Annotated in this window: 18 protein-coding genes; 5 read left to right on the forward strand and 13 right to left on the reverse strand. The window is 30.9% G+C overall.

Annotated elements, in window-relative coordinates; translation table 11 throughout:
- Positions 1–8: 8 nt before the first annotated feature.
- The 4 genes from dut to proB are packed head-to-tail and all read left to right on the forward strand — an operon-like array spanning position 9 to position 3,901.
- The gene (gene dut / locus NZ841_03745; protein MCS7201870.1) at positions 9–458 is read left to right on the forward strand and encodes a dUTP diphosphatase; all 450 of its coding nucleotides are present in this window, start codon (positions 9–11) and stop codon (positions 456–458) included.
- Positions 459–517: 59 nt separating this feature from the next.
- The gene (fusA, locus tag NZ841_03750) at positions 518–2,608 is read left to right on the forward strand and encodes an elongation factor G (GenBank protein MCS7201871.1); all 2,091 of its coding nucleotides are present in this window, start codon (positions 518–520) and stop codon (positions 2,606–2,608) included.
- Positions 2,605–2,808: a DUF951 domain-containing protein gene (locus NZ841_03755; protein MCS7201872.1), complete on the forward strand. Its 204-nt coding sequence runs from the start codon at positions 2,605–2,607 to the stop codon at positions 2,806–2,808. Before fusA ends, NZ841_03755 begins: the two co-directional genes overlap by 4 nt.
- Positions 2,786–3,901, forward strand: a complete 1,116-nt coding sequence (gene proB, locus NZ841_03760) for a glutamate 5-kinase (protein ID MCS7201873.1) — start codon at positions 2,786–2,788, stop codon at positions 3,899–3,901. Before NZ841_03755 ends, proB begins: the two co-directional genes overlap by 23 nt.
- 1 nt (position 3,902) lies before the next feature.
- On the opposite strand, the gene NZ841_03765 is transcribed toward proB, so the two are convergent.
- The 8 genes from NZ841_03765 to NZ841_03800 are packed head-to-tail and all read right to left on the reverse strand — an operon-like array spanning position 3,903 to position 15,526.
- Positions 3,903–5,747 carry a phosphodiester glycosidase family protein gene (locus NZ841_03765; GenBank protein MCS7201874.1) on the reverse strand — a complete coding sequence of 615 codons (1,845 nt, stop codon included), beginning with the start codon at positions 5,745–5,747 and terminating at the stop codon, positions 3,903–3,905.
- Entirely contained in the window at positions 5,744–8,419 is a 2,676-nt protein-coding gene (locus NZ841_03770; GenBank protein MCS7201875.1) for a VWA domain-containing protein, read from the reverse strand. Before NZ841_03770 ends, NZ841_03765 begins: the two co-directional genes overlap by 4 nt.
- Positions 8,416–10,209 carry a BatA and WFA domain-containing protein gene (locus tag NZ841_03775; GenBank protein MCS7201876.1) on the reverse strand — a complete coding sequence of 598 codons (1,794 nt, stop codon included), beginning with the start codon at positions 10,207–10,209 and terminating at the stop codon, positions 8,416–8,418. The genes NZ841_03770 and NZ841_03775 overlap by 4 nt, the downstream gene beginning before the upstream one ends.
- Positions 10,206–11,084 carry a DUF58 domain-containing protein gene (locus tag NZ841_03780; GenBank protein ID MCS7201877.1) on the reverse strand — a complete coding sequence of 293 codons (879 nt, stop codon included), beginning with the start codon at positions 11,082–11,084 and terminating at the stop codon, positions 10,206–10,208. Before NZ841_03780 ends, NZ841_03775 begins: the two co-directional genes overlap by 4 nt.
- On the reverse strand, positions 11,081–12,064 hold the full coding sequence (locus NZ841_03785) for an AAA family ATPase (protein ID MCS7201878.1): 984 nt from the start codon (positions 12,062–12,064) through the stop codon (positions 11,081–11,083). Before NZ841_03785 ends, NZ841_03780 begins: the two co-directional genes overlap by 4 nt.
- Positions 12,065–12,079: 15 nt before the next feature.
- Positions 12,080–13,264 carry a hypothetical protein gene (locus NZ841_03790; protein MCS7201879.1) on the reverse strand — a complete coding sequence of 395 codons (1,185 nt, stop codon included), beginning with the start codon at positions 13,262–13,264 and terminating at the stop codon, positions 12,080–12,082.
- Positions 13,239–13,997, reverse strand: a complete 759-nt coding sequence (locus NZ841_03795; GenBank protein MCS7201880.1) for a hypothetical protein — start codon at positions 13,995–13,997, stop codon at positions 13,239–13,241. The genes NZ841_03790 and NZ841_03795 overlap by 26 nt, the downstream gene beginning before the upstream one ends.
- A gap of 14 nt (positions 13,998–14,011) precedes the next feature.
- A complete protein-coding gene (locus tag NZ841_03800) occupies positions 14,012–15,526 on the reverse strand; it encodes a hypothetical protein (GenBank protein MCS7201881.1) in 1,515 nt (504 codons plus the stop codon).
- A 96-nt stretch (positions 15,527–15,622) separates the two neighbouring features.
- Here NZ841_03800 and ileS point away from each other — a divergent pair, with 96 nt between their 5' ends.
- Complete coding sequence (gene ileS, locus NZ841_03805) at positions 15,623–18,553, forward strand: isoleucine--tRNA ligase (GenBank protein MCS7201882.1); 2,931 nt, start codon at positions 15,623–15,625, stop codon at positions 18,551–18,553.
- A gap of 43 nt (positions 18,554–18,596) precedes the next feature.
- Here ileS and NZ841_03810 read toward each other — a convergent pair whose 3' ends face one another.
- The 5 genes from NZ841_03810 to NZ841_03830 form a co-directional block, all read right to left on the reverse strand.
- Positions 18,597–20,588 (reverse strand): sodium-translocating pyrophosphatase, encoded by a 1,992-nt coding sequence (locus NZ841_03810; protein MCS7201883.1) that lies wholly within the window; start codon positions 20,586–20,588, stop codon positions 18,597–18,599.
- An 81-nt stretch (positions 20,589–20,669) separates the two neighbouring features.
- Complete coding sequence (locus NZ841_03815; GenBank protein ID MCS7201884.1) at positions 20,670–23,153, reverse strand: sugar phosphate nucleotidyltransferase; 2,484 nt, start codon at positions 23,151–23,153, stop codon at positions 20,670–20,672.
- 12 nt (positions 23,154–23,165) lie between these two features.
- Positions 23,166–24,353: a glycosyltransferase family 4 protein gene (locus NZ841_03820; protein ID MCS7201885.1), complete on the reverse strand. Its 1,188-nt coding sequence runs from the start codon at positions 24,351–24,353 to the stop codon at positions 23,166–23,168.
- Positions 24,350–24,763, reverse strand: a complete 414-nt coding sequence (locus NZ841_03825; GenBank protein MCS7201886.1) for an NUDIX hydrolase — start codon at positions 24,761–24,763, stop codon at positions 24,350–24,352. Before NZ841_03825 ends, NZ841_03820 begins: the two co-directional genes overlap by 4 nt.
- The gene (locus NZ841_03830) at positions 24,760–25,347 is read right to left on the reverse strand and encodes a phosphoribosyltransferase (protein ID MCS7201887.1); all 588 of its coding nucleotides are present in this window, start codon (positions 25,345–25,347) and stop codon (positions 24,760–24,762) included. Before NZ841_03830 ends, NZ841_03825 begins: the two co-directional genes overlap by 4 nt.
- Positions 25,348–25,419 lie beyond the last annotated feature (72 nt).

Here is a 25,419-nt window from a genome sequence, read left to right on the forward strand (position 1 = left end):
TTTAAAAAATGGAAAGAATACAAATATATATAGAAAGAATCGATAAAAGTTTGCCTCTTCCCTCCTATTTTACAGAAGGAGCATGTGCCCTTGATCTTTTCTCGAGAGAAGATTTTATTCTTCCTCCTTTTAATGAGATAAATGGGGGAAAATTAATACCTACAGGAATAAAAATTGCCCTTCCTGAAGGTTTGCTCGGGTTAGTTCTTCCTAGAAGTGGGCTCTCAGCAAAGGAGGGAATAACTATACTTAATACTCCAGGTTTAATTGATAGTGATTATAGAGGAGAAATTCTTGTAAATCTCATTAATTTTTCAAGCAAGACCTTTTTCGGCAAAAAGGGTATGAGGATTGCTCAACTTCTGATTCTTTCTTTTCAGAGAATTGAATGGAAAGAAGTAAACTCTCTACCTCCAAGTAAGAGAGGAGAAAAAGGATTTGGAAGTACTGGGATTTGATGTTAATGAAATTGTTTTTTTCTAAAAAATTTAAAATAAAGGGAGGTTAAGAGTATAAAATGAAACAGTATACAACTGAAGATTTAAGAAATATTGGACTATTTGGACATGGTAGTTCTGGAAAAACCACATTATCAGAAGCTATACTTTATTCTGCAAAAGTTATTGATCGTATGGGAAAGGTAGAAAATGGAAATACAGTCTCAGATTTTGAACCTGAAGAGATAAAAAGAGGGATTTCTCTTAATCTATCTCTGCTTCCTTTGGAGTGGAAGGGAAAGAAAATAAATCTTGTAGATACTCCAGGATATGCAGATTTTATTGGGGAAGTAATAAGTGCTTTTTTGGCTGTGGATTCTGTTATTCTAGTGATAGATGCTATTTCAGGTATTCAAGTTCAGCATGAAAAAATATGGGGTATGGCTCAGGAAATCGGTCTTCCAACTGCATTTATTATTAATAAGTTAGATAGAGAAAATTCTGATTTTTTTGAAGTTTTAAAAACATTAAGGGAAAGATTTGGGAATAAAGTTCTTCCTGTTTTTATTCCTGTAGGAAAGGAAGCAAACTTTCAAGGGGTTATAGATCTTTTAAATAAAAAAGCTTATATATATCCTGATGAAAAAGGAGACCCAAAGGAGACAGATATTCCCTCGGAATTAAATTCCCTTGTTGAAAAATGGAGGCAAAATTTAATTGAAAACGTAATTGAATCTGACGAGGAATTGCTTCAAAAATACCTAGAGGGTGAAGAAATTGAAGGTAGTATAATAGTTAAAACTTTAAAAAAAGTCTTTTTAGATAGAGAAATTTTTCCAGTATTTGGAGTCTCTTCTCTCAAAAATATAGGAGTTTCAAAATTCTTAGATTCTGTTATAGAATTCTTTCCTAATCCTAAAGAAAGAAAGTCCATTAAAGTAGAGGATGTAAAGACTAGTGAAGAAAAAGATATAAAAATTGGAGAGAATAATCACACTTTAGTTTTTGTATTTAAGACCTCTGCAGATCCATTTGTGGGAAAGTTAAATTATCTTAGGATCTTATCAGGGAATTTAAGACCTGATTCTAATTTATATAATGTGAATAAAGATGTTCAGGAGAAGATTGCCCAAATATATTATCAAAGAGGAAAGAATCAAGAACAGGCTATAGAAGTAGTTGCTGGAGATCTTTGTGTTGTTTCTAAGCTTAAAGAGACATCAACTAACGATACCCTTGCAGATAAAGATTATCTTTTGAAAATAAAACCTTTAGAATTTCCAGAGCCTGTATTTTCTGTTTCTGTTATACCAAAGACAAGAGCAGATGAGGATAGAATGAGTTCTGCTCTTTCACGAATTGTAGAAGAAGATCCCACTATAAGGGTTCAAAGAAATTTTGAAACCAATGAAACTTTAATATATGGATTAGGAGATTCTCACTTAGAAGTAGTGGTGGAAAGAATGCAAAGAAAATTTGGGGTTAATGTTACTTTAGGGACTCCACAAGTTGCATACAGGGAGACTATAAGAACATCTGTAAAAGCTGAAGGAAAAGTGAAAAAGCAAACAGGTGGAAGAGGGCAATATGGTCATGTATGGCTGGAACTTGAACCTTTACCTCGAGGTGCAGGTTTTGAATTTGTCGATAAAATTGTAGGTGGAGTTGTTCCTAAAAATTACATACCTGCTGTAGAAAAGGGAGTTAGAGAAACAATGGAAAAAGGAATATTGGCAGGGTATCCTATAGTAGACGTTAAAGTAACTTTATTTGACGGATCTTATCATGAAGTAGATTCTTCAGATATGGCATTCAAAGTTGCAGCTGCAAAAGCTTTTAAAAAAGGATTTATGGAGGCAAAGCCTGTTTTGTTGGAACCCATCATGCTTGTAGAGGTTACAGCTCCCGATAATTATACTGGAGATATAATAAGTGATCTAAATGGTAGAAGAGGCAAGGTATTACAAATTGACTCTATAGGAAAATTACAAACTATTAAAGCACTAGTTCCTCTTGCAGAAATGTTGAGATATTCTTCTACTTTAAAATCTATAACTCAAGGAAGAGGATCTTATACTATGAAGTTTTCTCACTACGAAGAAGTACCTACCAAAATTCAGGAAGAGATTATTGCGAAAGCCAAACCTAAATTAGAAGAAGAGGAAGAATGAGTATAAAATTTGAGGTAGGGGATATTATAGAACTTCCTAAACCTCATCCTTGTGGTGGAAAAAAGTGGATAGTTTTATTTGTTGGTGTGGATATTAAGTTAAAATGTGAAAAATGTGGTCATATTGTAATGATTCCAAGAATTAGAATAAAATTCAAGGCTAAAAAGGTGGGGAAAATTGAAGTTGAATCAGAATTATAGAAGAATTGTAATAAAAATAGGGACCTCAAGTTTAATAGATTCTTTGGGGTCCCTTTCCCAAGAGAAACTTCTTAGAATTGTAGAACAGTGTGTTAAGTTAAGACGTTTAAATAAAGAAGTTATTTTGGTATCTTCAGGAGCTATAGCGTCAGGAAGAGAAGTTTTAAAAAGTTTAGCAAATAGAAAAGATCTTCCTGCAAAACAAGCTTTAGCTGCAGTAGGTCAAATTCGATTGATGCAATACTATTCTAATCTTTTCTCTCTTTTTAAGCAACCTGTAGCTCAAATTCTTCTAACTGCAGAGGATCTTAATGATAGGAAAAGGTTTCTAAATATTTCCTATACTTTTGAAACTCTTCTAAAGGAAGGAGTAATACCTATTGTCAATGAAAATGATACTGTAGCAGTAGATGAGATAAAAATTGGAGATAATGATACTCTTTCCGCAAAAGTTGCCTGTGCTGTTAATTCAGATCTTTTAATAATCTTATCCGATGTAGACGGAGTATATACTAAAGATCCCCATTTGGATCCCAATGCAGAACTTATTTCAGAGATATATGAAATTGATGAAACTATTGAAAAAAGTGCAGGTCCTGGGAAGGGAACAGGTGGAATGAGTACGAAAATATCTTCTGCGAAGATTGTAATGGAAGCAGGAATACCTATGGTTTTGGCAAATTCAGAAGAAAATGATGTAATTATAAGAATAATAAATGGAGAAAGAATAGGAACATATTTTGTTCCTAAAAAAGAATATAGAAAAAAGAGAAAACATTGGCTTCTTTTTATTACAAAACCAGAAGGGAAGATATATATTGATGAAGGAGCTGTGGAAGCTATTCTTAAGAAAGGTAAAAGTTTATTGCCTGTAGGAATAAAAAAGGTAGAAGGAAATTTTTTAAATGGGGATGTTGTATCAATCTGTGATATGAAGGGAAAAGAAATTGCAAGGGGTATTTCTAATTATAGTAGTTCTGAACTTACCAGAATTATTGGAAAGACAAGAGAAGAAATTATTGAATTAACTGATTTTGTCTATGAAGAAGCAATTCATAGGGATAATTTAGTTACAAGAGACGAGAAAGAATAGATTAATATTTGAATTGTAAACTGTCTAAATATATTTTTCCTTCAATGCTTTCAGAATTTATAAATACTAGATATATAGAATGAAGACTAAGAGGATAAACAGGCTCAAAATTCCATGAAGGAAGTAAGGATTTTAGTTCTTTGAGATCTTTTTCAATGGTTTTCCAATCGTCATCCCAATTTATACCTTTATATGGAGTTAGATCTAAAACATAGGGTTTTCCAGTACTATCATAAAATAAAGCTCTTAGCCATCCCTTTTTATTGTCTCCCAGTACCTTTAAAGATATTTTTGATATTTTAATGGGTAAAGGAATATTCAGTTCTAAGTATATAAAAGAATCTCCTTTAAGAGTTTTGTAAGATAGTTCAAGAGATGAAGATCCATCATAGAATTTATTTCTAGTTATAGTATAAGTAGTGTATAGATGATCAAAATTCTTTCCTGTTATTTTCCAGTTTTTATCTCTTTCAAAGTCCTCGTTTAAGAATTTAGGATATACTATGATTTTTCTTTTTACATTTATATCTCCAAAACCTATAATTAATTCTCCTTCTCCCCATTCTAAGGCTTCTATTTCCATAGTTTCTTTGTTAATACTTATAATAGATGGAGTTATAGTCCAAGATAAATTAGATAGAGGTATTTCAAGTTTATGAAAATTTTCATCTTGTAAGAGTAAAGATATTTTTTTTCTTTCTCCCTTTTGAAGATACAGAGGATCCTCTAAGGGAAATAGGGTAAGATATTTTGGGGTACCTACAGGTAAAATGTTTTTTAGAATTAATGCGGATGCAATTTCTCTATCTGTATTTATAATAGGATTTTCCCAAAGAACCATATTACTAGAGCTACCACCATCTAAGTTTAATGCATTTTCTATTCCCATATTCTTCAATAACTCTGCTGCTTCTTTTAAACTTAATCCTGTACTATTTTCTTTTCTTCCCTCAAAAAAGAAAAAATAAATCATATCTTGTTTTGTTCCTACTATCGTTCTTGGATGTTTTCCTTCTATAATATTACTATCCAAGGGAATTTCATTAGTTTTTCCTAATACTATAGCCCCATCCTTTAAAAGAATGGGTCCTCCCCCAATAGCTTCTTTAACAGGAATAGTAGGTTTTGATTCTACAATTATTTCTAAGTCTTTTCCGATACTGAAATATGGAAGATATTTTAAAGCCAAACCTCCAAGGGAGAGAACACATCCATTTTCTGGAATAATAGAACTTGAAACACCATATTCTATATTTGTTACTCTTCCAGTAATTTTTCCATGAAAGGGAAGCTTGTCATTTAATTCAATAATTATATTTACACCAGCAAAAGAGTTCTTTTGAATATTAGAAGATTTAGCAAACCATTTAGTAAAGAGAACTGCATCATTACCGCCCCTTGGAGTATTGAGATTATTGACAATAATTAATTTGTCATCTATTTTGATTCTTATAGAAGTTTCAAAAATGTCTATTACCGCTCTATTATCATATGTAATTGCAAAAGCTCCCCTTCTAATTGGTAACTTTATTAATTCTCCATTACTTACAAAAATTCCAATAGGTTCTCCTGTATCAAGATTAAAGAAGTTTCCATTTATTGCAAGATCTGCAGAATATCTTCTTGCAATATCACTTAATTTTTCTCTTCCTAATACTTGGTTTTGGGCTAAAATACTTACTAAATCAATATTAGGATTAGGAAACTCTATAGTAGCAATATGATAAACTAAAGATTTCTGTTCTATTTTTCTATAAAATACCTTTGGTGCAATAATTATCTCTTGAGAAAAACCCAAGTTATATATATGAAATAAAATTAAAAAAAGACTTATAATTTTCTTCATTTTTTCTTTTTTTCTTGTGTTTTTAAATGAGCTATATATAATCTTGCTCTTACCTCTAAGGAAGCAGTTTCAAGCATAGAAGGAGAGGGTTTGCTTTTCCATTCGTTTATTATCTTTTCTTCTATGCTCTCATACCAATCTTGAGTTTCTTTAGAAGTTTTTAAAAATGACAGATAATTACTTATTAGTTCTTTAATATTTTTCCACCTTCTTAGAATAAGCTCTACAAAAAACAATAGTATTATAACTAGCAATATTGGAAGGGTCAAATCTTTAGGTTTAGTAGAAAGAAATTCCCAAGGTCTAAATACTTCTTTTGGCTCTTTTAAAATTTTACCATTAGTAGTAGAGGTTAAAAGATGTGCTAATTTTTCATTAAAGGGTTTAGGAAGAAACTCAGGAGTATTTGGAGAAAACCAAGATAATTTGGCAATAATTTTATCTTTTTCCCATAAAGTTATCTGATATTTCCCTAGAGTTTTTAGAGAAAATTTTCCTTGGTAAAAACCAGGCCCTTTTTGTTCTAACTCTCCTTCATACTCTCTGCCCATAGGGTCAGTTATTAGATATTTTATGTTCAAAAAGTTTTTATAATTACCATAAGAATCCGCGGATCTCAAGTTTATAATTCCCTCTTCTCCTTGTTGAGTAATACTTACCTGAATGTTGGGAATAAAATGGGGAATAGAATTCCTTAATAGTTCACTCCAAAATCTTCCTAAATCTTTCCATTTCAACCACTCTTCTCCCCAATAAGATTTTAAAGCAGAGGTAAAGACAAAGACTTGTCCTAGTCCAAATTGGCCAAAGGCAAGAATTGGGTCTCCCATTGGAGAACTCAATAGAACAGGATAAGGATATTTTGAGGACGTGAGAACGTATCCAGATAAAGATGGAAATTCTTTTATTGCTGTAAATTCTTCTCTTTCTAATTTAGGGATAAATTTCTTTTCAATTATATTAGGACGGAGAAGAGCCTTTGTTTCAGAAAGAAGAAGTTGGGGAAGAGTTTTTAAATCCCATGTATGATAATATCGTCCATTTCCCCATTGGGCTATATCTCGAAGAAGAGAATAATTAGCATCCTCGCCAATACCAATAGTTGATATGGTAATCTTATTTTTAGAAAGCCATTTTGTAATTCCATAGAAATCTCCCCCTTCTGTTTGTCCATCGGTAATAGCAATTATATGCTTGTTTTTGAAGGGTAATTTTATTAATTCTTCTCCTGCTGCTTTTAAAGGAGGATATAAAGAAGTTCCCCCTCCTGCCTCAATTCTTGAAATCAATTCCGAGACTTTTTCCTTATCCTTTAAAGGCTGTAATGGAACAACCCATTGGTAAGCATGATCAAAGGCAATAAGTCCGAAATAATCTTCTTCATTCAAAAAGTCTACAACTAAATGGGCGGATTCCTTTGCTAATTCTATTTTAGGTTCTCCTCCACTTAATGCTCCCATACTACCTGAAGCATCTATAACTAAAACTAAAGATACATTAGATCTTTTAAGAAACTGCTCAGGCCTTAAAGTTACAGGCAGAATATCTTCAAGGGGAGTTTGTTGATAATCTCCAGCAGAAAGACTCCTATCTCCTCCAAGAATTAAGAGAGTTCCTCCCTTTTCTAGGACGAAATTTTTTATGAGATTTATCTTAGTCCATGAAAGACTTTTTATTGGTATATTATCTAAGATTAAAACTTGATATTCCAGAAGTTTATTATCTAAGGAAGAATAAGGGTAATAATCATAGGAAAGATCCCAACCTTGAGCTTTAAGGGCTAAACCAAATATTGGTTGAAAATCCTCTCCTGCTAGATAGAGAATTTTAGGTTTTCCCTGTACATATACAAAATTTGTTCCTTTGTTGTTTTCTAAATATGTATCATGGGGGGAAGAGATTTGAACATTTATACTATTAAGTCCAGGATTATTTGCTTTTAAATCAAAAGAATAGAAGTTATCTTCATTTAAATTGTTAAGCATATATTTATAGGTTTTATTCTCCCAAGTTAATTCTAAGATTACTTCCTTAATTCCATAGCTTTTTATATAAACTTCTACAGAAAAATATTGTCCTTGATGTACGATACTAGGAGCTTGTATTTTCATTAAAGCAACTTCATTAAATCCTTTTACCTTTAAAGGATATATATCTATTTGAACTTTTTCTTCTTTTAATTTACTTAACATTTTTTCAGTATTTCCTACATTTTCTTGAAGATCGCTTATTAAGACAATTCTTAAAGGATCCTTCATTTCCCTGAGAGATAGTGCTGAAGAAATTGCAGATTCTATGTTTGTAAAATATGGTATTTCTATTCCTGAAATTTTATCAATATTTACTCTTTCTTTTAAACTTTCTTCAATATTCACATCTCCTGCGAAAGAAATTATTCCTACTTTGTCTTGAGGTTTCTTGAATTTTAAAGAAGAATCAATAAACTGAATGGCTTCTTCCTTTTCTTTTGATGAGATACTTAAAGACTGATCTAATAAAAAGATAACATTTATTTGAGAATATGGGGCAAAGAATTGAAGACCAGAGAGAGATAAAATAAGAAGTAGTAATTGAATATTTCTTAAAAAAGCTTTCTTTATCGAGAATTTTTTGGCGAGTAAAATTAAAAATATAATTAAAATTAAAAAATATGGCCTCTCGAAACCTATCACTTAAATTTTAGACCTCCTAGGAATATGATTATTTCAATTAAAAAAATAAAAAAGCAGAGAAATAAAAGATACGGAGTTAAAGACAGATTTATGAGACCTTTTTCTTTAATTTCAGTTTTTATATTATTATTCAACATAAACTTTGGTTTTATGTCTGATTCTTCTCTCGAAAACATGTTTACAGTAAATACTCTTTCTTTATTTCTGCTTTTAATTATATAAAATCCTAAGTCAAAAGTGTTATTGAACTCAATTATACCTATCTTATTTTCGTGTTCCCTTTCTTCTTTTGGGGTTTTAATAGTGTATATAGGACTACCATCTCTGATTAACACTGTTTCCCCAGCTGATATTTTAAAATTATAGGATAAAGCTTGTTTTATTATATTGTAGATGAAGATAGGAAAAGAATCATAAAGATACCAGTCAGTATCTAGTATTGAAAAAGGTAATATTACTGAGAAAATATCTTTTTTTTCATATATGAATCCAATTGGTCCCTTTTCACAATATAATAAAGGCTTAAAGTCTGAAGATTTTAGAATTAGTGAAGAAAATATATTTACATTTAAAGGATAGATAAGATTCATTATAGGAACGTCTTCCCAACTTATGATTTTTGTTTTTGTTATTTTACCTGTAACTTCAAAATCAAAATTTTTGGGGGCAGAACCGATAAAAAGATAATTTCCTGCAGGAACATATTCGGGAATTAGTCTATCAAATACTATAAAATCATAATCAAGAAAATCTTCCTGGGTAATATATCTTTTTATATCTATATAGGTATTAGGAATTGCTCTCAATGCCTTTTCTAAAAAGGGATTTCCTGGAGATACCAATAGAATTTTAAATTTAAATACAGGTAGAAATAGATAAGCATTATTATCCTCTTCTAATTGATCTTTAAGTCTTAACTTTATTAACAACTTTTGGCTAATATAAGGAACTTCAAAAATTAAGTTCTTTATCTCTTTAGGTTTAATAATTATTTTGGTTGTGGTCCATAGCTTATTGTCATTCCATATTTCCAATGGAAATTCCTTTAAATTTTCAGAAAAATTTGATATTTCGACAAAGAGTTCTGCAATTTTATTATTTTTAGGAATAATCTCTGCTCTTGTTATTCCTACATTATTTCCATCCTTTCCTATAATATGAACGTAATAATTATTTATTGAATTAGAAGGAAATGAAAATTTTGCATTACCATCAGAAAATATATGTATTTCTTTTGGGGTATTTGGAAGCAATGATTCACATAGTTCAATAGCGGATTCTATATTATTTCTTGTATACAATACCCTTAAGGCTTTTATATTTTTTTCAATCAGGTTATGTCTTATAGTAAAAGAAGAAACAATTTCTGGTTTCTTACCTATAATTATTAAGGCAACAGGTCTCCAGAATGGAATTTTCTTTAGAATTTTTAGTGCTTCAATTTTAACGTTTTCAAATCGAGAGGGGAGGATATCTCTAGAAGCTAAACTTGCAGAACAGTCTATTACTAAAATTACAGGTGAATTTATATCTCCTTTAAATATTATCTGAGGCTGAGCTAAAGAGAGAACTAGAAGGATAAGAGCTAAAATTTGAAGATAAAGAAGAATATTCTTAGGAAGCTTTTTAAACCACTTGCCTGTGGGATTTTCTTTAAATATTTTTTCCCATAGTATCAAAGAGGAAATAGTAACTGTAATTCTCCTTGGTCTTATAAGATGAAGAATAATGATTATGGAAACTAATGACAATAGCCATAGAAAATGAGGATTTGTAAAATTTATACTCATGTAAGCCATCCTCTTGATCTTAAATACTTTAGAAGAAGATCCTCTACGGGGAGAGAAGTTACTGTTCTTAAATACTCAATTCCATAATTTGATGTAAATTCCTCTAATTCTTTAAGAAATTTATCTAATTCTCGTTTATAGATTTCTATAAGATTTTCATCTACCAATACTTCTCTTTTTTCGTTAGTTTCACAATCTACTAATAATAAATCTCCTTTAAGTGGAGGATTTATCTCCTCTTCTCCTAAAATTTGAATAGCATAAATAGAAAATTTTTTATATTTTGCCAATGAAAGTCCTTCTTTATAACCTGTAGGAGAAAGGAAATCAGAGATAACTATTAATACCCCTTTTCTTTTTTGCCAACTCAAGTACTGTTTTAATACATTATTTATATCGGTAATACCACTAGGTTTTATAATTTTTAATACTCGAAATAGATTAAAAATGCTCTCTTTCTTTCTTTCTAATGATACAAGATTATTTATACTTTCTTGAAAGGAAGCAAATCTTATTTTTTCCCATGAAGAAAGGCCTAAATATGCAAAAGCTAAGGCTAATTCTTTTCCATATAATAATTTTGAGGGTTTTCCAAATTTCATAGATAAAGAAGAATCTAAGAGAATATGTATATCTAAATCTTCTTCTTCTTCAAAAAGTTTTATAAGAAATTTTTCTAATCTTGCGTAAATGTTCCAATCTATGTATCTTAGTTCATCTCCTATTTGGTAATTTCTATAATCTGCAAATTCGCTTCCTCTACCTACTTTTGGACTTTTTCTTTCACCAAAAGTTCCTGTGATTTTAATTTTTTTAGCAAAAAGTCTTAATTTTTCTAACTTTTCTATTAGAGATAAATCTAATTCTTCTTTCATCTTTCTATTTCAGGAATTTCTTCCAAAATTTCTCTTAAAATCTTTTCTACTGTAATACCCTCCGCCTCCCCCTCAAAGCTTAATATAATTCTATGCCTTAAGGCAGGAATTACAACTTTTTTAATATCTTTAAAACTTACATTACTCCTTCCTTCCCATAAAGCTAAAGCTTTTGCCCCTAATATTATTGCTTGAGCTCCACGTGGACTAGAGCCATATTTCACATATTTTTTAACTATTTGAGGAGATATTTCACTTTCAGGTTGAGTTGCAAGAACAATCCTTATAGCGTAGTCTTTGACCACATGAGAGATGGGAACCATTCTAACCATTTTTTTTAGTTCTTCAATTATAATATCATTAGCGACCTTATTTACCCGTGGCATTTCTATGTTGGTGGTTCTATCTATAATTTCTAAAAGCTCTTCTCTTCTAGGATAACTAAGTTCTAATTTAAAAAAGAATCTATCCATCTGAGCCTCAGGTAGAGGATAGGTTCCTTCCATTTCAATAGGGTTTTGAGTTGCTAATACAAAAAAGGGTTTCGGTAATGGATATACTCTTCCACCACTTGTTACATTTCCTTCTTGCATTGCTTCTAATAGTGCAGATTGAGTTTTGGGAGTTGCTCTATTTATCTCATCAGCTAATAAAATATTTGTGAATATAGGACCCTCTTGAAATTTGAATTGTTTTTGTTCCTTTTCATCAGTAATTATAATATTAGTACCTGTAATATCTGCAGGCATTAAGTCGGGTGTAAATTGTATTCTTGAAAATTTTAAATCTAAGACTTCACTTAAAGTTTTTACCATTAATGTTTTTCCTAAGCCTGGAACTCCTTCTAAAAGAACATGTCCTCCACAAAGTAAAGCAATTACTACATAAGTTATTATTTCTTGATATCCAACAATAATTTTATTTATTTCTTCTTGAATATTGTGAGTAATAGTTGCAAAATCCTCTAAAGTTAATTTCAAGACTAGTTCCCTCCTTCATTCTGAGAAATAAGATTTAATTATTTCTTGTAAGTCTTGGGGAATAATCCTAGGATAAGTGGCATACTCTCCTCTATTGGTCACAGATGGATTTATGGGAGTAATACTCTTATTTTTATCTTCTTTTAGAGAGGGAGCCTCAAAAAGATAAATTTTCTTTTTTGATTCATCCATTCCTTGAGAAGGAACATATATTTTCTCTGTTTCGACATTGAGACGGGGTGTAGGTTTTGAGCCAAGTTTTTCTTTTCTTTCCTCTATTCCTGGAAGAGATCCTCTTGATTCTTGGTTTTTTTCAGACTTATTGTACGAAGAATTAATATTTAAATCTTTAATTCCTTCTTCTTTTATTAAACCTTCTCCAGTTTCTTTATTTTCCATTCCTAAATTTTCTTGAAACTCTTTATTAGTAGTTTCGTTTAAAAAAGCACTCTTCTGATTTGCATAACTTTGAACTACTCCTTCCTGCTTTTTATTTTCTTCTTTAGTTTCAGAAGATATGTTTTTCTCAGAAGAAGTAATTCTTTTTTGTAAAAATTCTTCTATAACTTTTTCCTCTTCAAAGTTCCATTCTGATAGAAGTTTTTCTAAAATTTTATCTTCTCTCTTTTCTGCTACAGATTTTTCTTTTTCTCTTTCTTCTTCTGTGAGTTTTTCACCTTGTATATTCTTAGAGACCTGTATTTTAGAAGGAATATCTTCTTTCTCAGTATTGACTATGTTTTTGGGGATAGAATTATAGAAATTCATTAGATTTAAGATTATAAGGATAATCATTAAGATTGTAAGAATTAATAGAAATTTAGAGGGCTTCCATTTATAAGAGTTTCTTAAAGACTTACTGGAAAGTCTATTCTCAATGTCCGAGACAAGTCTTTCTATTAGCCCATAAGGTTCATTATATTCTCTATATTCCCAAAAAGTGATAAGCCTTTCCTCTAGATTAAAATATATGTCTGAATTTAATATAACTTTTTCGAAGTTAGGTCTTTTTCTTAAGTATTTATACAAAAAATAAGAAAGAATAAAAGCTAAGATTGAAATATAAGGATTACTTAAATTAATATAGTTCAGAAATAAAGTTGTATTTATAGAGAAAACCATAGAGATCAAGAAGCCTTCAAATAAATAGAAATAATTTACCTTTTTCCACAGTTCATTTATTTCTTGAAGAATTTTCATTATTTTTCCTCCATGATTTCAACTTTAGCTGAGAAATAAATAATAAAAGAAAAGAAAAAAATGAATAACTGAGGAGTACTATTAAGAAATGAGAAAGTTCAAAGGTTATATTTAAAGTAAGAAAATGCTGTGCCATTCCTGCCCAAAAGATATTATTTAAAGGAAGATAAGGACTAAGGAAAGGTATTAGAAAAGGAAGAAAGAGGAATAGTAAGTAACTTAACCAATGGGCAGTCCAATTTAATGTAGGATTATATATTGTAGACCATAAAATTCCTAGACTTATAAATATAAAGGAATCTAACAAAGTCAGAAATATAAAATAATGAAATCTAATTTCGAAAGGTGAAGACGCATAGTTTGCCAAAATATTAATGGGAAGAAATAGAAGCAATAAGATGAATATGTAAAAAAACACGCTTAGAAATTTACCTAAAATTATATTCCAGATTTTTTCAGGACCATATTTTACTAAATCAAAGATTTTAAATTCTCTTTCCGCTAGTAGATTTCCAGAAGCTATCAAAGATGAGAGGTAAAAGATAATTAAAGCTTGAATAACAAAATTAACAAGGGAGAGGTTAGCTATACTGAAAGTTTTTAAATTTAATATGGAATCTGGCCAAAAAACTACAAGGAGTAGTGTTAAAAATAGAAATATAGTTATTTCTATTTTAATATATCTTTTACTTTTTAATCTTAATTCTAATTCCTTTATCCACCATATAATCATTAACTATCCCTCTCCTACGAGAGGGGGAAAATAAATATATTCTCAGTTCTTAAGTTATATTTGACCTTATCGATATCTAATTTTACAAGAGACTCTTCAATTTTTCCCCAAAGAAAAATTTTTTTCTTTTTTATTATATCATTTTTAATCTTCCATTTAGAAATTATAGAGGGAAATAAACTTTCTCTCTCTGATCCTTCTAGTAGAATATTCCATGTTTTTGCTTTCCCTTTTTCTAAATCACCAAGGTAAAAATCTTTATTTTCGAAAGTAAAAACAAGATCTTTAATGTTATAATTTGAATTATTTTCTAATTTAATTTTTATGTCTTTATTTTTATGTTCATAGAATACTTTTATAGGAAAGATCAGAATAGATAAAACTTCAATATAACTTATTTTATTCTTTTCCATGGATAAAAATGCTTTTTGTTCTTCGATCCTTAGAGGTCCAATATTTCTCTGAGGTTGATAGAAAGGTTGATATAATTGTATCATATTAGGTTGAATTTGAAATATTAACTCTCTCTTATAAGGCGAGAAAAAGACAAGATGTGAATACAATTCTGCGATTTCTTTATCTGGCGTTAAATAAATTATTCCCTTTTCTCCTATTATTAAAGAATCTTGTCTAAATATAGAACCTATTAAGAAAGAAATAATAATTGTTAACAATAGAAGTATAGACATAGATAAAATTAAATATTTAAATTTTTTTATTAACTTTCTTAATAAATATAAAGAGATTAAATAAATACTAAGGAAGATTAAAATCTGAAACCTATTAGGATAAGAAAAAGATTGCATGTCTATTATTGAGAGATCAGGAGATTCTAGGAAAGAGGGAGGAAAGAATTGAACCTTTGAGGGCTCCAAATTAATTTGGGAAGAAAAATTTTTGATTTCTTCAATGAAGAAAGCTCTACCCTCAAATGCTCTAAATAACCTCAAAGCATTTTTCTTACTAGGGCTTAAGGTTTTCCAAAAATCATATTGAATAAAAATATAATCTGCAGAATCATAAGCTTTATAGTTTGTAGGAAGTTGTTTTTCATTTATTATATTGATAATTCGAGTTTTAGGAGGAAAAGAAAGAGGAATATTTCTTTCTTCTCCTAAAATGAGAACTAAGGGTAAAATTACTTTTTCTATGTTGAATTCTATTTTTTCGTTATATTTTAAATCACCATCCTTTGAAGTTGCTTTTATCTCTATGGGATATCTAAAGTCAAGAGGGGGAAGAAGAAGTTCAATAGTTCGTGTGGAAAGAGGAGGAATTTCAATACTCTGTTTATATATTGTTTTTGAGTTACCTGCAAATCTTAGTCCTTGGGTAAATATTACTTCTAAATCTAGATTTCTTTTTTCTCCGAGATTTTTAAAGTGGATAAATAAAGGACACCATTTATTTATTTTCCATTCGCCAGAAATTCCTAAAATACTTTTTACTTCTATTTCTCCAAAGCTCTTCGAGGAGAGAATTATTAAAAATATAACTAATATCAAAATAAATAAATAAAATTTTCTCATTTTTTCTAATTATAACCTTTATCTTGACACCTTGTATAGGTATTATATACTAATCAAACAATATAGAATTTCAAATTATTTGAGAGGAGGGATAATTTGTTAAAGAAACTGCCGTCGCTTATCAACTTTCCTCAGATGGAGGAAGAGATATTACAATTTTGGAAAAAGGAAGAGATCTTTAAGAAATCCTTAGAGGAAAGAAAAGGGAATCCTAGATTTAGTTTTTATGAAGGTCCTCCTACAGCTAACGGGAAGCCTCATGCAGGTCATGTTCTACCGAGAATTTATAAAGATTTTTTCCCTCGATATAAAACAATGTGTGGCTATTATGTTCCAAGAAAGGCCGGTTGGGATACTCATGGGCTTCCTGTGGAATTGGAAGTAGAAAAGGAGTTAGGAATAAATAGTAAACAAGAAATTGAAAGCTTTGGAATAGATAAATTTAATAAGTTCTGTAAAGAAAGTGTTTTTAGATATGAAAAGGAGTGGAGAAACTTTACTGAAAGAATTGGCTTCTGGATTGATATGGATAATCCTTATATCACTTTAAGTAATGAATATATCGAATCTGTTTGGTGGTTAATTAAAAAAATATGGGAAAAAGGTCTTTTATATAGAGGATATAAGATTGTCCCTTGGTGCCCAAGATGTGAAACTGCTTTGTCGGATCATGAGGTAGCTCAGGGATATGAAGAAGTAGAGGATCCTTCAGTATTTGTAAAATTTCCTCTTTTGGAGGAAGAGAATACTTATTTTTTAGCATGGACTACCACTCCCTGGACTTTAATATCTAATACTGCTTTAGCAGTAAATCCTAAAGAAGTGTATGCTAAGGTTTTATACAAAGGAGATTATTATATTCTTGCAGAGGAAAAGATAAAAGATTTATTTGATGAAGATAAATACGAAATCGTAGAGAAGTATAAAGGGGAAGATTTAGAAAGAAAAAAATATAAGCCATTATTTGAGTTTATACCTCCCGATAAACCATCTCATTATGTAGTTTTAGGAGATTTTGTAAGTTTGGAAGAGGGAACAGGAATTGTTCATATAGCTCCTGCTTTTGGACAAGAAGACTTTCAAGTAGGGAAATTGTATGATTTGCCATTGATTCAAGCAGTAGACCAAACAGGAAGGTTTGTATTTCAAGTAAAACCTTGGGCTGGTCTTTTTGTAAAGAAAGCAGATCCATTAATTATAGAAGATCTTAAAAATAGAAATTTAATATTTAAAGTTGGAACTTATATACATACTTATCCTTTTTGTTGGAGATGTGACTCACCCCTTTTATACTATGCTCGAGCTTCTTGGTATATAAAAACTACAGCAATGAAAGAAAATCTTCTCAAAAATAACGAAAAGATTAACTGGTATCCTGAATATATTAAACATGGAAGATTTGGAAATTGGCTTGCTAATAATGTAGATTGGGCATTAAGTAGAGAAAGATATTGGGGAACACCTTTACCTATCTGGATTTGTGATGATTGCGGATATGAATATTGTGTGGGAAGCTTCAAAGAATTAGGGATAGAAGATGAAAATTTCGACCCTCACAAGCCTTATATTGATAATATTACTATTAAATGTCCAAAATGTGGAGGGACAATGCATAGAGTTCCTGAAGTTATAGATTGTTGGTTTGACTCAGGAGCTATGCCCTATGCTCAATGGCATTATCCCTTTGAAAATGAGGAAGAATTTAAAAATTCCTTTCCTGCAGATTTTATATGCGAAGCTGTAGATCAAACTCGAGGGTGGTTTTACAGCTTATTAGCCATATCTACCCTAATATCTGATGAGCCAGCATATAAGAATGTTTTAGTAACGGAATTGGTTTTAGACGAAAAAGGAGAAAAGATGAGTAAACATAAGGGTAATGTCGTAGATCCTTGGGTTGTTCTTAATAAATATGGTGCAGATGCTCTTCGTTGGTATATATTTTCTGTAAGTCCACCCTGGATTCCATTAAGATTTTCTTCTGATGGAGTAAATGAATCCTTAAAGAAATTTCTTTTGACTCTCTGGAATACTGTTTCTTTCTTTTCTATTTATGGAGAAATAGATGGTTTTAATTTAAAAGAGCATTATGTTACTTTAGAGGAATTAGAAGATTCTTTAGATAAATGGATAATTTCTCGATTAAATTCTTTAATTAAAAAAGTAAGGGAAGAACTTGATAAATACAATGTAACTACCTCTGCAAGGGAAATTCAGAATTTTGTTATAGAAGATCTAAGTAATTGGTACATAAGATTAAATAGAAATCGCTTTTGGAAATCAGAAAAAGATAAAGATAAATGGTCTGCATATACTGTCGTTTACACTGTTATTAGAGAACTCACAAAACTTTTGGCTCCTTTTATTCCCTTTACTACAGAAAAAATCTATCAAGAAGTAGTAAGACCCTTAGAAGAATCATCTCCTATTAGTGTTCATCTTTGTTATTATCCTCAACACGAAGAAAAATTTATAAACGAAAAACTTGAAGAAGAGATGGAGTATATAAGAGAAATTGTAGCTCTAGGAAGAATGTTGAGAAATCAGGTAAACATTAAAATAAGGCAGCCTCTTTCAACTTTGTGGGTTAATTCTCCTACAAAGGATATTAAAGAATTAGCTAAGTATAAAGACTATGTATCTAAGGAACTTAATATTCAAGAGATTATCTTTGGAGAAATTCCTGAAGAAAAGAAAGAAGGTATAGTTTTTGCTGAGACTGACAATTTTGAATTAGCTTTAGATGTTAATTTAACTAAGGAACTTTTAGAAAAAGGAATTTTAAGAGAATTAGAACATAAAATTCAAATGCTTCGAAAAGAAGCAAAGCTGGATTATATTGATAGAATAGTTTTATATTATCAAGGTTCTGAAAAAATTAAAGATATCATAAGAAGAAACGAAAAAGAATTATCAGAAGAAATTTTAGCAGTCTCTATTAATGAAGGGGAAATTCCAGAACATATATTTAAGAAAAAGATAAATATTTATAACGAAGAAATTATTGTTGGATTTAGTAAGGTTTAAAAATTAAAAAGGAGGGAGTTTTCTTACTCCCTCCTAAATTTTTTTATTTAAAGAAGATTGGTAAGAAAACTAGTGAAATTACAGCCATAAGCTTAATTAAAATATTAATTGATGGTCCTGCTGTATCTTTAAAAGGATCTCCTACAGTATCTCCTACTACTGCAGACTTATGAGCATCAGATCCTTTTCCACCATATTTTCCATGCTCAATTAGTTTTTTGGCATTATCCCATGCTCCTCCAGCATTTGCCATAAATACTGCTAAAAGAACTCCAGAAAGCGTTGCCCCTACTAGCATTCCTCCTAAAGCCTCTTTTCCTAGAATAAAAGCCATTATAAATGGTGAACCGATCATAATAACACTTGGAAGAACCATTGCTCTTAATGCTCCTAGGGTGCTAATATCTACGCATTTTGCATAATCTGGGTCTGCTTTACCCTCTAATAATCCTTTAATTTCCCTAAATTGTCTTCGGACTTCTTCTACCATTTTTGTGGCTGCATTTCCTACCGCTCTAAGAGCTAAAGAAGCAAATAAAAATGGAAGCATAGCTCCTATAAGAGATCCTGCGATGACTTCTGCTTTTACTACATTTATTCCAGGAATTTTAGCCCACTCTGTAAAAGCTGCAAAAAGGGCAAGAGCAGTAAGGGCTGCAGAACCTATAGCAAAACCTTTACCCATAGCTGCTGTAGTATTCCCATATGCATCAAGAGAACTTGTAATTTCTCTTACCTTCTCTCCTTGATGGGCCATTTCTGCAATTCCGCTGGCATTATCTGCTACAGGACCATAAGCATCCACAGATAAGCTAATTCCAAGAGTTGCTAGCATTCCAACCCCAGCTAATGCAATTCCCCAAAGTCCCGCTGTCATATAGCTTAATACTATTCCAATTGCTAATATCAATACAGTTATAAAAGTACTTTCCATTCCTACTGCAATTCCTGATATAATATTTGTCGCGGATCCTGTGGTACTGGCATACGCGATATCCTCAATAGGTTTCTTGGATGTATAATATTCGCTAGTAAATCCAATTAAAATTCCTGCAACAAGTCCTATAAATGAAGCCCAAAAGGTTCCAAGATTATTAAGGTAGTATAATGAAAGTAGAAATGTTCCAATAGCAGTTAGAACTGCAGTCAATAAGGTTCCATTCATTAAAGCCTTTGAAGGATCGGAAGTCTTTTTTGTGGCAAGAATTTTCACGTATGCTATACCTATCATCGAAGCAAATAGGCCGACAGTTGCTACTAAGAAAGGATAGATCAAACCTTTTAAGTCTGCATAGGCAAAACCAAGTACTGCAGCTGCATGAATTGCTCCAACATAAGATTCATAAAGATCTGCCCCCATCCCAGCAATGTCTCCTACGTTGTCTCCTACGTTGTCTGCAATTACTGCAGGATTTCTAGGATCATCCTCTGGAATTCCTGCTTCAACTTTTCCAACAAGATCTGCACCCACATCTGCTGCTTTTGTATATATTCCTCCTCCTACACGAGCAAAAAGTGCAATAAAACTCGCTCCTAATGCATATCCACTAATAACTTCTAATTTTAGACGAGGATCAGGCATAAATCCGCTTAAAAGTAAATAAATTAAGCTACTTCCAAAAATTCCAAGACTTGCTTCGATCATTCCCATTACTGCTCCACCAGAAAAAGCAAGATCTAGAGCTTTTCCTGGTCCATATTTTGCTGCTGCATAGGTAGTTCTTCCGTTAGCACGGGTAGCAATTTTCATTCCCACATATCCAGAAGCCATAGAAAAAGTTGCACCGATAAGAAAAGCTAATCCAAGAAGAGGTTGAAGAACTACAGCCATTAAAATGGCAAAAGCTAATACAAAGATTGCTACGGTTTTAATTTCTCTGTTTAAAAAGGCATCTGCTCCTTGTTGGATAGCTCTCATAATTTTTTTGATTTCTTCGGGGCCTTCATCTTCTTTTAGAATTCCTCTTGCTATAAAATACGCGAAGATTAAACCAATAGCTCCTGAGAGGGGTACAATCCATAAGAGATTTTGCATCTTTTTACCTCCATTCTTTTAATTTTTTTTCTCTCTAAATTAATAAGAGGATTAACATAGTTATGTCAAGTTAAAGTTATTTTAAATAGATTCATTTAGTTGCTTTATTCTCTCAATGAAATTTTTTAAGATTTCTTGAGCTTCTATCAGAGATGAAGCCTCTGCATATATCTCAAATGCAGGTTCTTCAGGATGAGGAAGGATCAAAACCCATGCTTCTCCAAGAAATATTTTTATTCCATCAGTGTAATCTATAGATTTATCAATATTTTCTTCTATAATTTTTCTCATGATTTTGCCTTTATTTTCCATAGTACAATCTACTGTTCCTCTTACTTTATATAAATCAGGCAAACCTAAAAATAACTCATCTAAATTTAATTTTGTCTTTGCAATAAGTTCTAATGTTTTTATAAACCCAAAAATACCATCAAAGGATGGCTGAAATTCTGGATATATAATTCCGTCCTCACTGATACCCAAGGTCGCTCCAATTCTCATTGTAGTTTTCATAAACTCCGATGGGGAGGTTTTGCACCTATATACTTTTCCTCCTTCTGAATCTGCTATTTTTTCTACAATATGAGAAACAGTTACAGGCACAACAATTTGGCTTCCTGGAGAATTTTTAAAATTTAGCCAAGATAATACTCCTATAAGTAGATCCTTAGATATATAATTACCTTTCGGGGTTAGAATAGAGAAAATTTCCCCGTCATTGGTGAAAATAACTCCCATATCTGCACCTGAGCTTTGGACAAGTTTTCCTAGAGTCTCTAAATTATTTGAAGATATTTGTAAAGACTCTACTCCATATAGATTTAAAGATATAGGCTCAATTTTTAAGTGGGAAAGGATAGGAGATAAAACAAGAGATATGCTTCCTCCTTGATAATCAACGATTATCTTAAAATTTCCTTTTCTAATACTTTCCTCATCAATTTTTCTAAGTAGTCCCATAGTGTAATATTCAACAACATGAGGAGGGAATTTTATTTCTCCTACCTCTCTTGCGTAGTTTCTTCTAAATTCTTCTCTAAATATAATATTTTCAATTTTTCTTTCTAGGCCTTTGTCAAGAGCGATTCCTTTTTCATCAAAGAACTCAATAAGAATTTTTTCTCTGTCATATGGAGAGATTCTCACATGAACTCCTGCCTTTGCAAATAGATTTCCTACAGAATATTTGACTACAGGTATAGGTAATGTTCTAAGATCTAAGACATTAACTCCAGTAGAAAGAATACCAGTAAGTAAAGCTCTTTTTATCATTCTACTTGAGGGATCTGTATCTCTACTCATTACCACATTAGAAAATTTTGGAAGAATAGTTCCAAAAGAGGCACCAACCTTTGTAGCTAATTCTGGTGTAATTTCAATATTTATTAATCCAGATATTCCCCTTTGCCCAAAGAAGGTTCTCTTATAATGACTTCCCCAAATTATACTTGAATTAACAATACTTCCTGATTCTATGATTTTATTTGGCCATATCTTGACATTATTATTAACAAAAACTTTATTTCCAAGAATAGTATTATCTCCAATTATTGCTCCCTCTTCTATTTTTACGGAATCTTTAAGATTACACCTATTTCCAATTATGGTAGAGAAAATTGCAGTTCTTTTTCCTATATATGTATTATTAAAAATTACACTTCTTTGAATTTTACTATCATGATCTACATATACATTGTCTCCTAAAACTGCAGGACCAATAATTTGAGCGTTTCCTATAATTCTTGTAAATTGTCCAAGATAAACGGGAGGCCTAATATAAGAAGATGGAGATATTTCTGTTCCATCTCTTGTAAATATTCCTGGAAATATTTCTCTTCCAGGGATTTCTATTTTTATTTTTTTATAAAGAATATCAAAGTTTGCTTGTAAAAATTGATTTAAATCTCCTATATCACACCAATAACCATCTGCTTTATAACCATATAAGGGAGCATTTTTAGCTAACAAAAGAGGGAAGAGGTCTTTACTAAAATCGAAAGATGTATTCTCAGGTATAAAATCAAGAATATCAGGTTCTAATATATAAATTCCTGTATTTACATTATCACTAAATACCTCACCCCACCCTGGCTTCTCTAAGAATTTTAAGATTTTACCTTCTTCGTTAGTAATTACCACACCATATTCTAAAGGATTTTCTACGGATTTTAATATTATTGTTGCTAAAGCTTTCTTTTCTTCATGGAACTCAAGAGCTTTATTTAGATCAAAATCTGTCAAAGCGTCACCACTTATGATAAGAATTCTATCTTTTTCTTTATTCTTTAAAGCATATTTTACACTTCCTGCAGTTCCAAGTGGTGTTTCTTCTATAGAATAATCTATTTTTACATTCCACTGGGAACCATCATCGAAATACCCTTGGATTATTTCAGGAAGATAATAGAGAGTTGCAATAATATCTTTAAATCCTTGTCTTACTAAGAGTTCTACTATGTACTCCATAATAGGTTTTCCTACGACAGGAATCATTGGTTTAGGACGAGTTAAGGTTAAGGGTCTTAGTCTTGTTCCTTCTCCTCCTGCCATTATGATGACTTTCATAAATAACTCACCTCACATCCAATTTGATGAAAGATATTCTTTATATACTCTTTCATAAACTTTTAATGTCTTTTCAGAAATTTTATCCCAGGTATACATACTTTCAACTTTTTCTCTTGCTTTTTTTCCTATTGTGTTTGCGAAATTTTCATCTTTTAATAAAAACAATATCTTCTGCCCAAGGTCATAAATATCCCTTGGAGTAAAAAGAAGGCCGTCCTGTCCTGAGTCTATGATTTCTTTAAAACCACCAATATTAGAAGCAATTACAGGTTTTGATAAGGCCATTGCTTCTAAAGCAACTATTCCAAAGGGTTCATATATGCTTGGAAATACACAAATATCTGCAATATTTAATAGGGCATTTCTTAGAGAGTCATCAATAAATCCTGTAAAAACAACCTTATTTTGAAGTCCTAAGTTGTTAGCCTCTTCCTTTAAGGGATTTAATAAATCTCCTGTTCCTACAAAAATAAATTTAACATTTGGATATTGAGAAAGAACTAGGGGAGCAGATCTTAGTAAATACTCTGGGCCTTTTTGATAATACATTCTTCCTATATAAAGGACTATCTTTTCGCTGGGTAAAGCAAAATTTTTTCTAACATCCTTTAAATCTAGATTAGTTTTTAAATTTTCTATATTAACTCCGTTAGGAATTACATCTATTTTATCTTCAGGTAGATTAAAAAGATTTGTAATTTCCTCTTTCATAAAACTACTACATACAATTACTCTCCATGCCTCGTAAGTTAGCCACCATTCAACGCTGTGAATAAAGCTCTGTTCCTTAGTATATATCCCTTGATTTCTACCGTATTCTGTTGCATGAATAGTTGCTACTAAAGGTTTTTTAAAAGAGTGTTTTAAAACATAACCAGCAAAGGCAGATAGCCAATCATGAACATGAATAATATCAAATAAATTTTGTTTAAATAATTCTATACCTTTTATAATCATGGAAAAATTTAAAAAATATACCCAGTTAATAAAATCGGGAGTTTCGATGATTTTATGAGGAACTCTATGAATAGAAAGATTTTTTACATTCTCTTTTTCTTTTGCACCTTCTGAACAACATGTAATTATTGTAATATTTATGTTCTTTTCTGCTAGTGCGTAACTTAGGTCTGACACATGTCGACTTAAACCACCTATAATCCTAGGTGGAAATTCCCAAGTAAGCATCAATATATTCATTTCATTCTCCTTTTTAATAGAAGATCATAAGCTTTCTTTAAAATCTCTTTTTCTAAAGGAAAAGTTAAAATATTTATTGCATCTTCAAATTTTAAAAATTTCCCCTGATTAAATACTTTCTCTTCAACTTTAATATTTGTTGATAAAGCGTACATTAAAAACCAAAGAACCTTTTTATCTTCCTCAGGATGAAATTCTGTTGCAGGAGCATGATATTCTATTTCTCCTATATAATCGATAATCTTAGCCTTAATTCCTGCCTCTTCCTCCACTTCTCTTACAGCAGTATCTTCTATATTTTCATTATTTTCTACATGTCCCTTTGGAAGAACCCAGTTTCCATTTTTTCTTTGAAGGACTAATACTTGATCTTTGTAAAAAACTACTCCTCCTGCGGATATAGCTTTCATAAAACGATACTCCAGAAGTTTTTTACTAATATCTCTAATAATTCCTTTTCTACTCCTGTTCTTAACAGCTCTTCGTAAATTTCTTCTTTTGATTTTCCTTTGTCTTTTAAATTTTTAGAAATTTTTAGAAGAGTTTCATTAACTTCCCATGGGAAAATAATCCATGAAGAGGTTTCTTTTATGTAATAATCAGGTTTAATTATAGACCAAGGTTTATAATAAATTGTCGCTATTTTAACAATTGTTGCTCCACAATGTTCTAAGTGTTCTTTTGCAACTTTCAGACTTTTTCCACTATCCGCTACATCATCTGCTACTAAGACTCTTTTTCCTTCTACCCCTGTAGAAATAGTCTGAGTAATAACAGGTCTTTCTCTTGTTTCTCCAACACCTCTATAAAAATCGATCTTTATATTAGCAGTATAAGAATTCTCTAAAAGATCTGAAAGAATCCTTGCAGGAATCCAACCACCTCTTGCTACTCCTACAATGACTTCAGGTTTAAAGTTGTCATCTTTTATTTTTTTTGCAAGTTCTACACAGAGATTGTAGATTTCATTCCAATTTGGCGAAATATACTCCATATAAACCTCCATAGCCTTATTATGTTTTTTCTTTTATTTTAGCTTATTTCTCAGGCTTTTAAAAGAACTTTA

The sequence above is a fragment of the Dictyoglomus sp. genome, assembly GCA_025060475.1.
GTDB lineage: Bacteria > Dictyoglomota > Dictyoglomia > Dictyoglomales > Dictyoglomaceae > NZ13-RE01.

Excerpts from the sequence above, each read along its gene's own strand:
- NZ841_03755 (MCS7201872.1), top strand. The coding sequence starts at position 2,605 with ATGAGTATAAAATTTGAGGTAGGGGATATTATAGAACTTCCTAAACCT.
- NZ841_03830 (MCS7201887.1), bottom strand. The coding sequence starts at position 25,347 with ATGGAGTATATTTCGCCAAATTGGAATGAAATCTACAATCTCTGTGTA.
- NZ841_03810 (MCS7201883.1), bottom strand. The coding sequence starts at position 20,588 with ATGCAAAATCTCTTATGGATTGTACCCCTCTCAGGAGCTATTGGTTTA.
- dut (MCS7201870.1), top strand. The coding sequence starts at position 9 with ATGGAAAGAATACAAATATATATAGAAAGAATCGATAAAAGTTTGCCT.
- NZ841_03790 (MCS7201879.1), bottom strand. The coding sequence starts at position 13,264 with ATGAAAATTCTTCAAGAAATAAATGAACTGTGGAAAAAGGTAAATTAT.
- NZ841_03800 (MCS7201881.1), bottom strand. The coding sequence starts at position 15,526 with ATGAGAAAATTTTATTTATTTATTTTGATATTAGTTATATTTTTAATA.
- NZ841_03815 (MCS7201884.1), bottom strand. The coding sequence starts at position 23,153 with ATGAAAGTCATCATAATGGCAGGAGGAGAAGGAACAAGACTAAGACCC.
- NZ841_03775 (MCS7201876.1), bottom strand. The coding sequence starts at position 10,209 with ATGAGTATAAATTTTACAAATCCTCATTTTCTATGGCTATTGTCATTA.
- NZ841_03820 (MCS7201885.1), bottom strand. The coding sequence starts at position 24,353 with ATGAATATATTGATGCTTACTTGGGAATTTCCACCTAGGATTATAGGT.
- fusA (MCS7201871.1), top strand. The coding sequence starts at position 518 with ATGAAACAGTATACAACTGAAGATTTAAGAAATATTGGACTATTTGGA.
- NZ841_03780 (MCS7201877.1), bottom strand. The coding sequence starts at position 11,084 with ATGAAAGAAGAATTAGATTTATCTCTAATAGAAAAGTTAGAAAAATTA.
- NZ841_03765 (MCS7201874.1), bottom strand. The coding sequence starts at position 5,747 with ATGAAGAAAATTATAAGTCTTTTTTTAATTTTATTTCATATATATAAC.
- NZ841_03825 (MCS7201886.1), bottom strand. The coding sequence starts at position 24,763 with ATGAAAGCTATATCCGCAGGAGGAGTAGTTTTTTACAAAGATCAAGTA.
- NZ841_03795 (MCS7201880.1), bottom strand. The coding sequence starts at position 13,997 with ATGATTATATGGTGGATAAAGGAATTAGAATTAAGATTAAAAAGTAAA.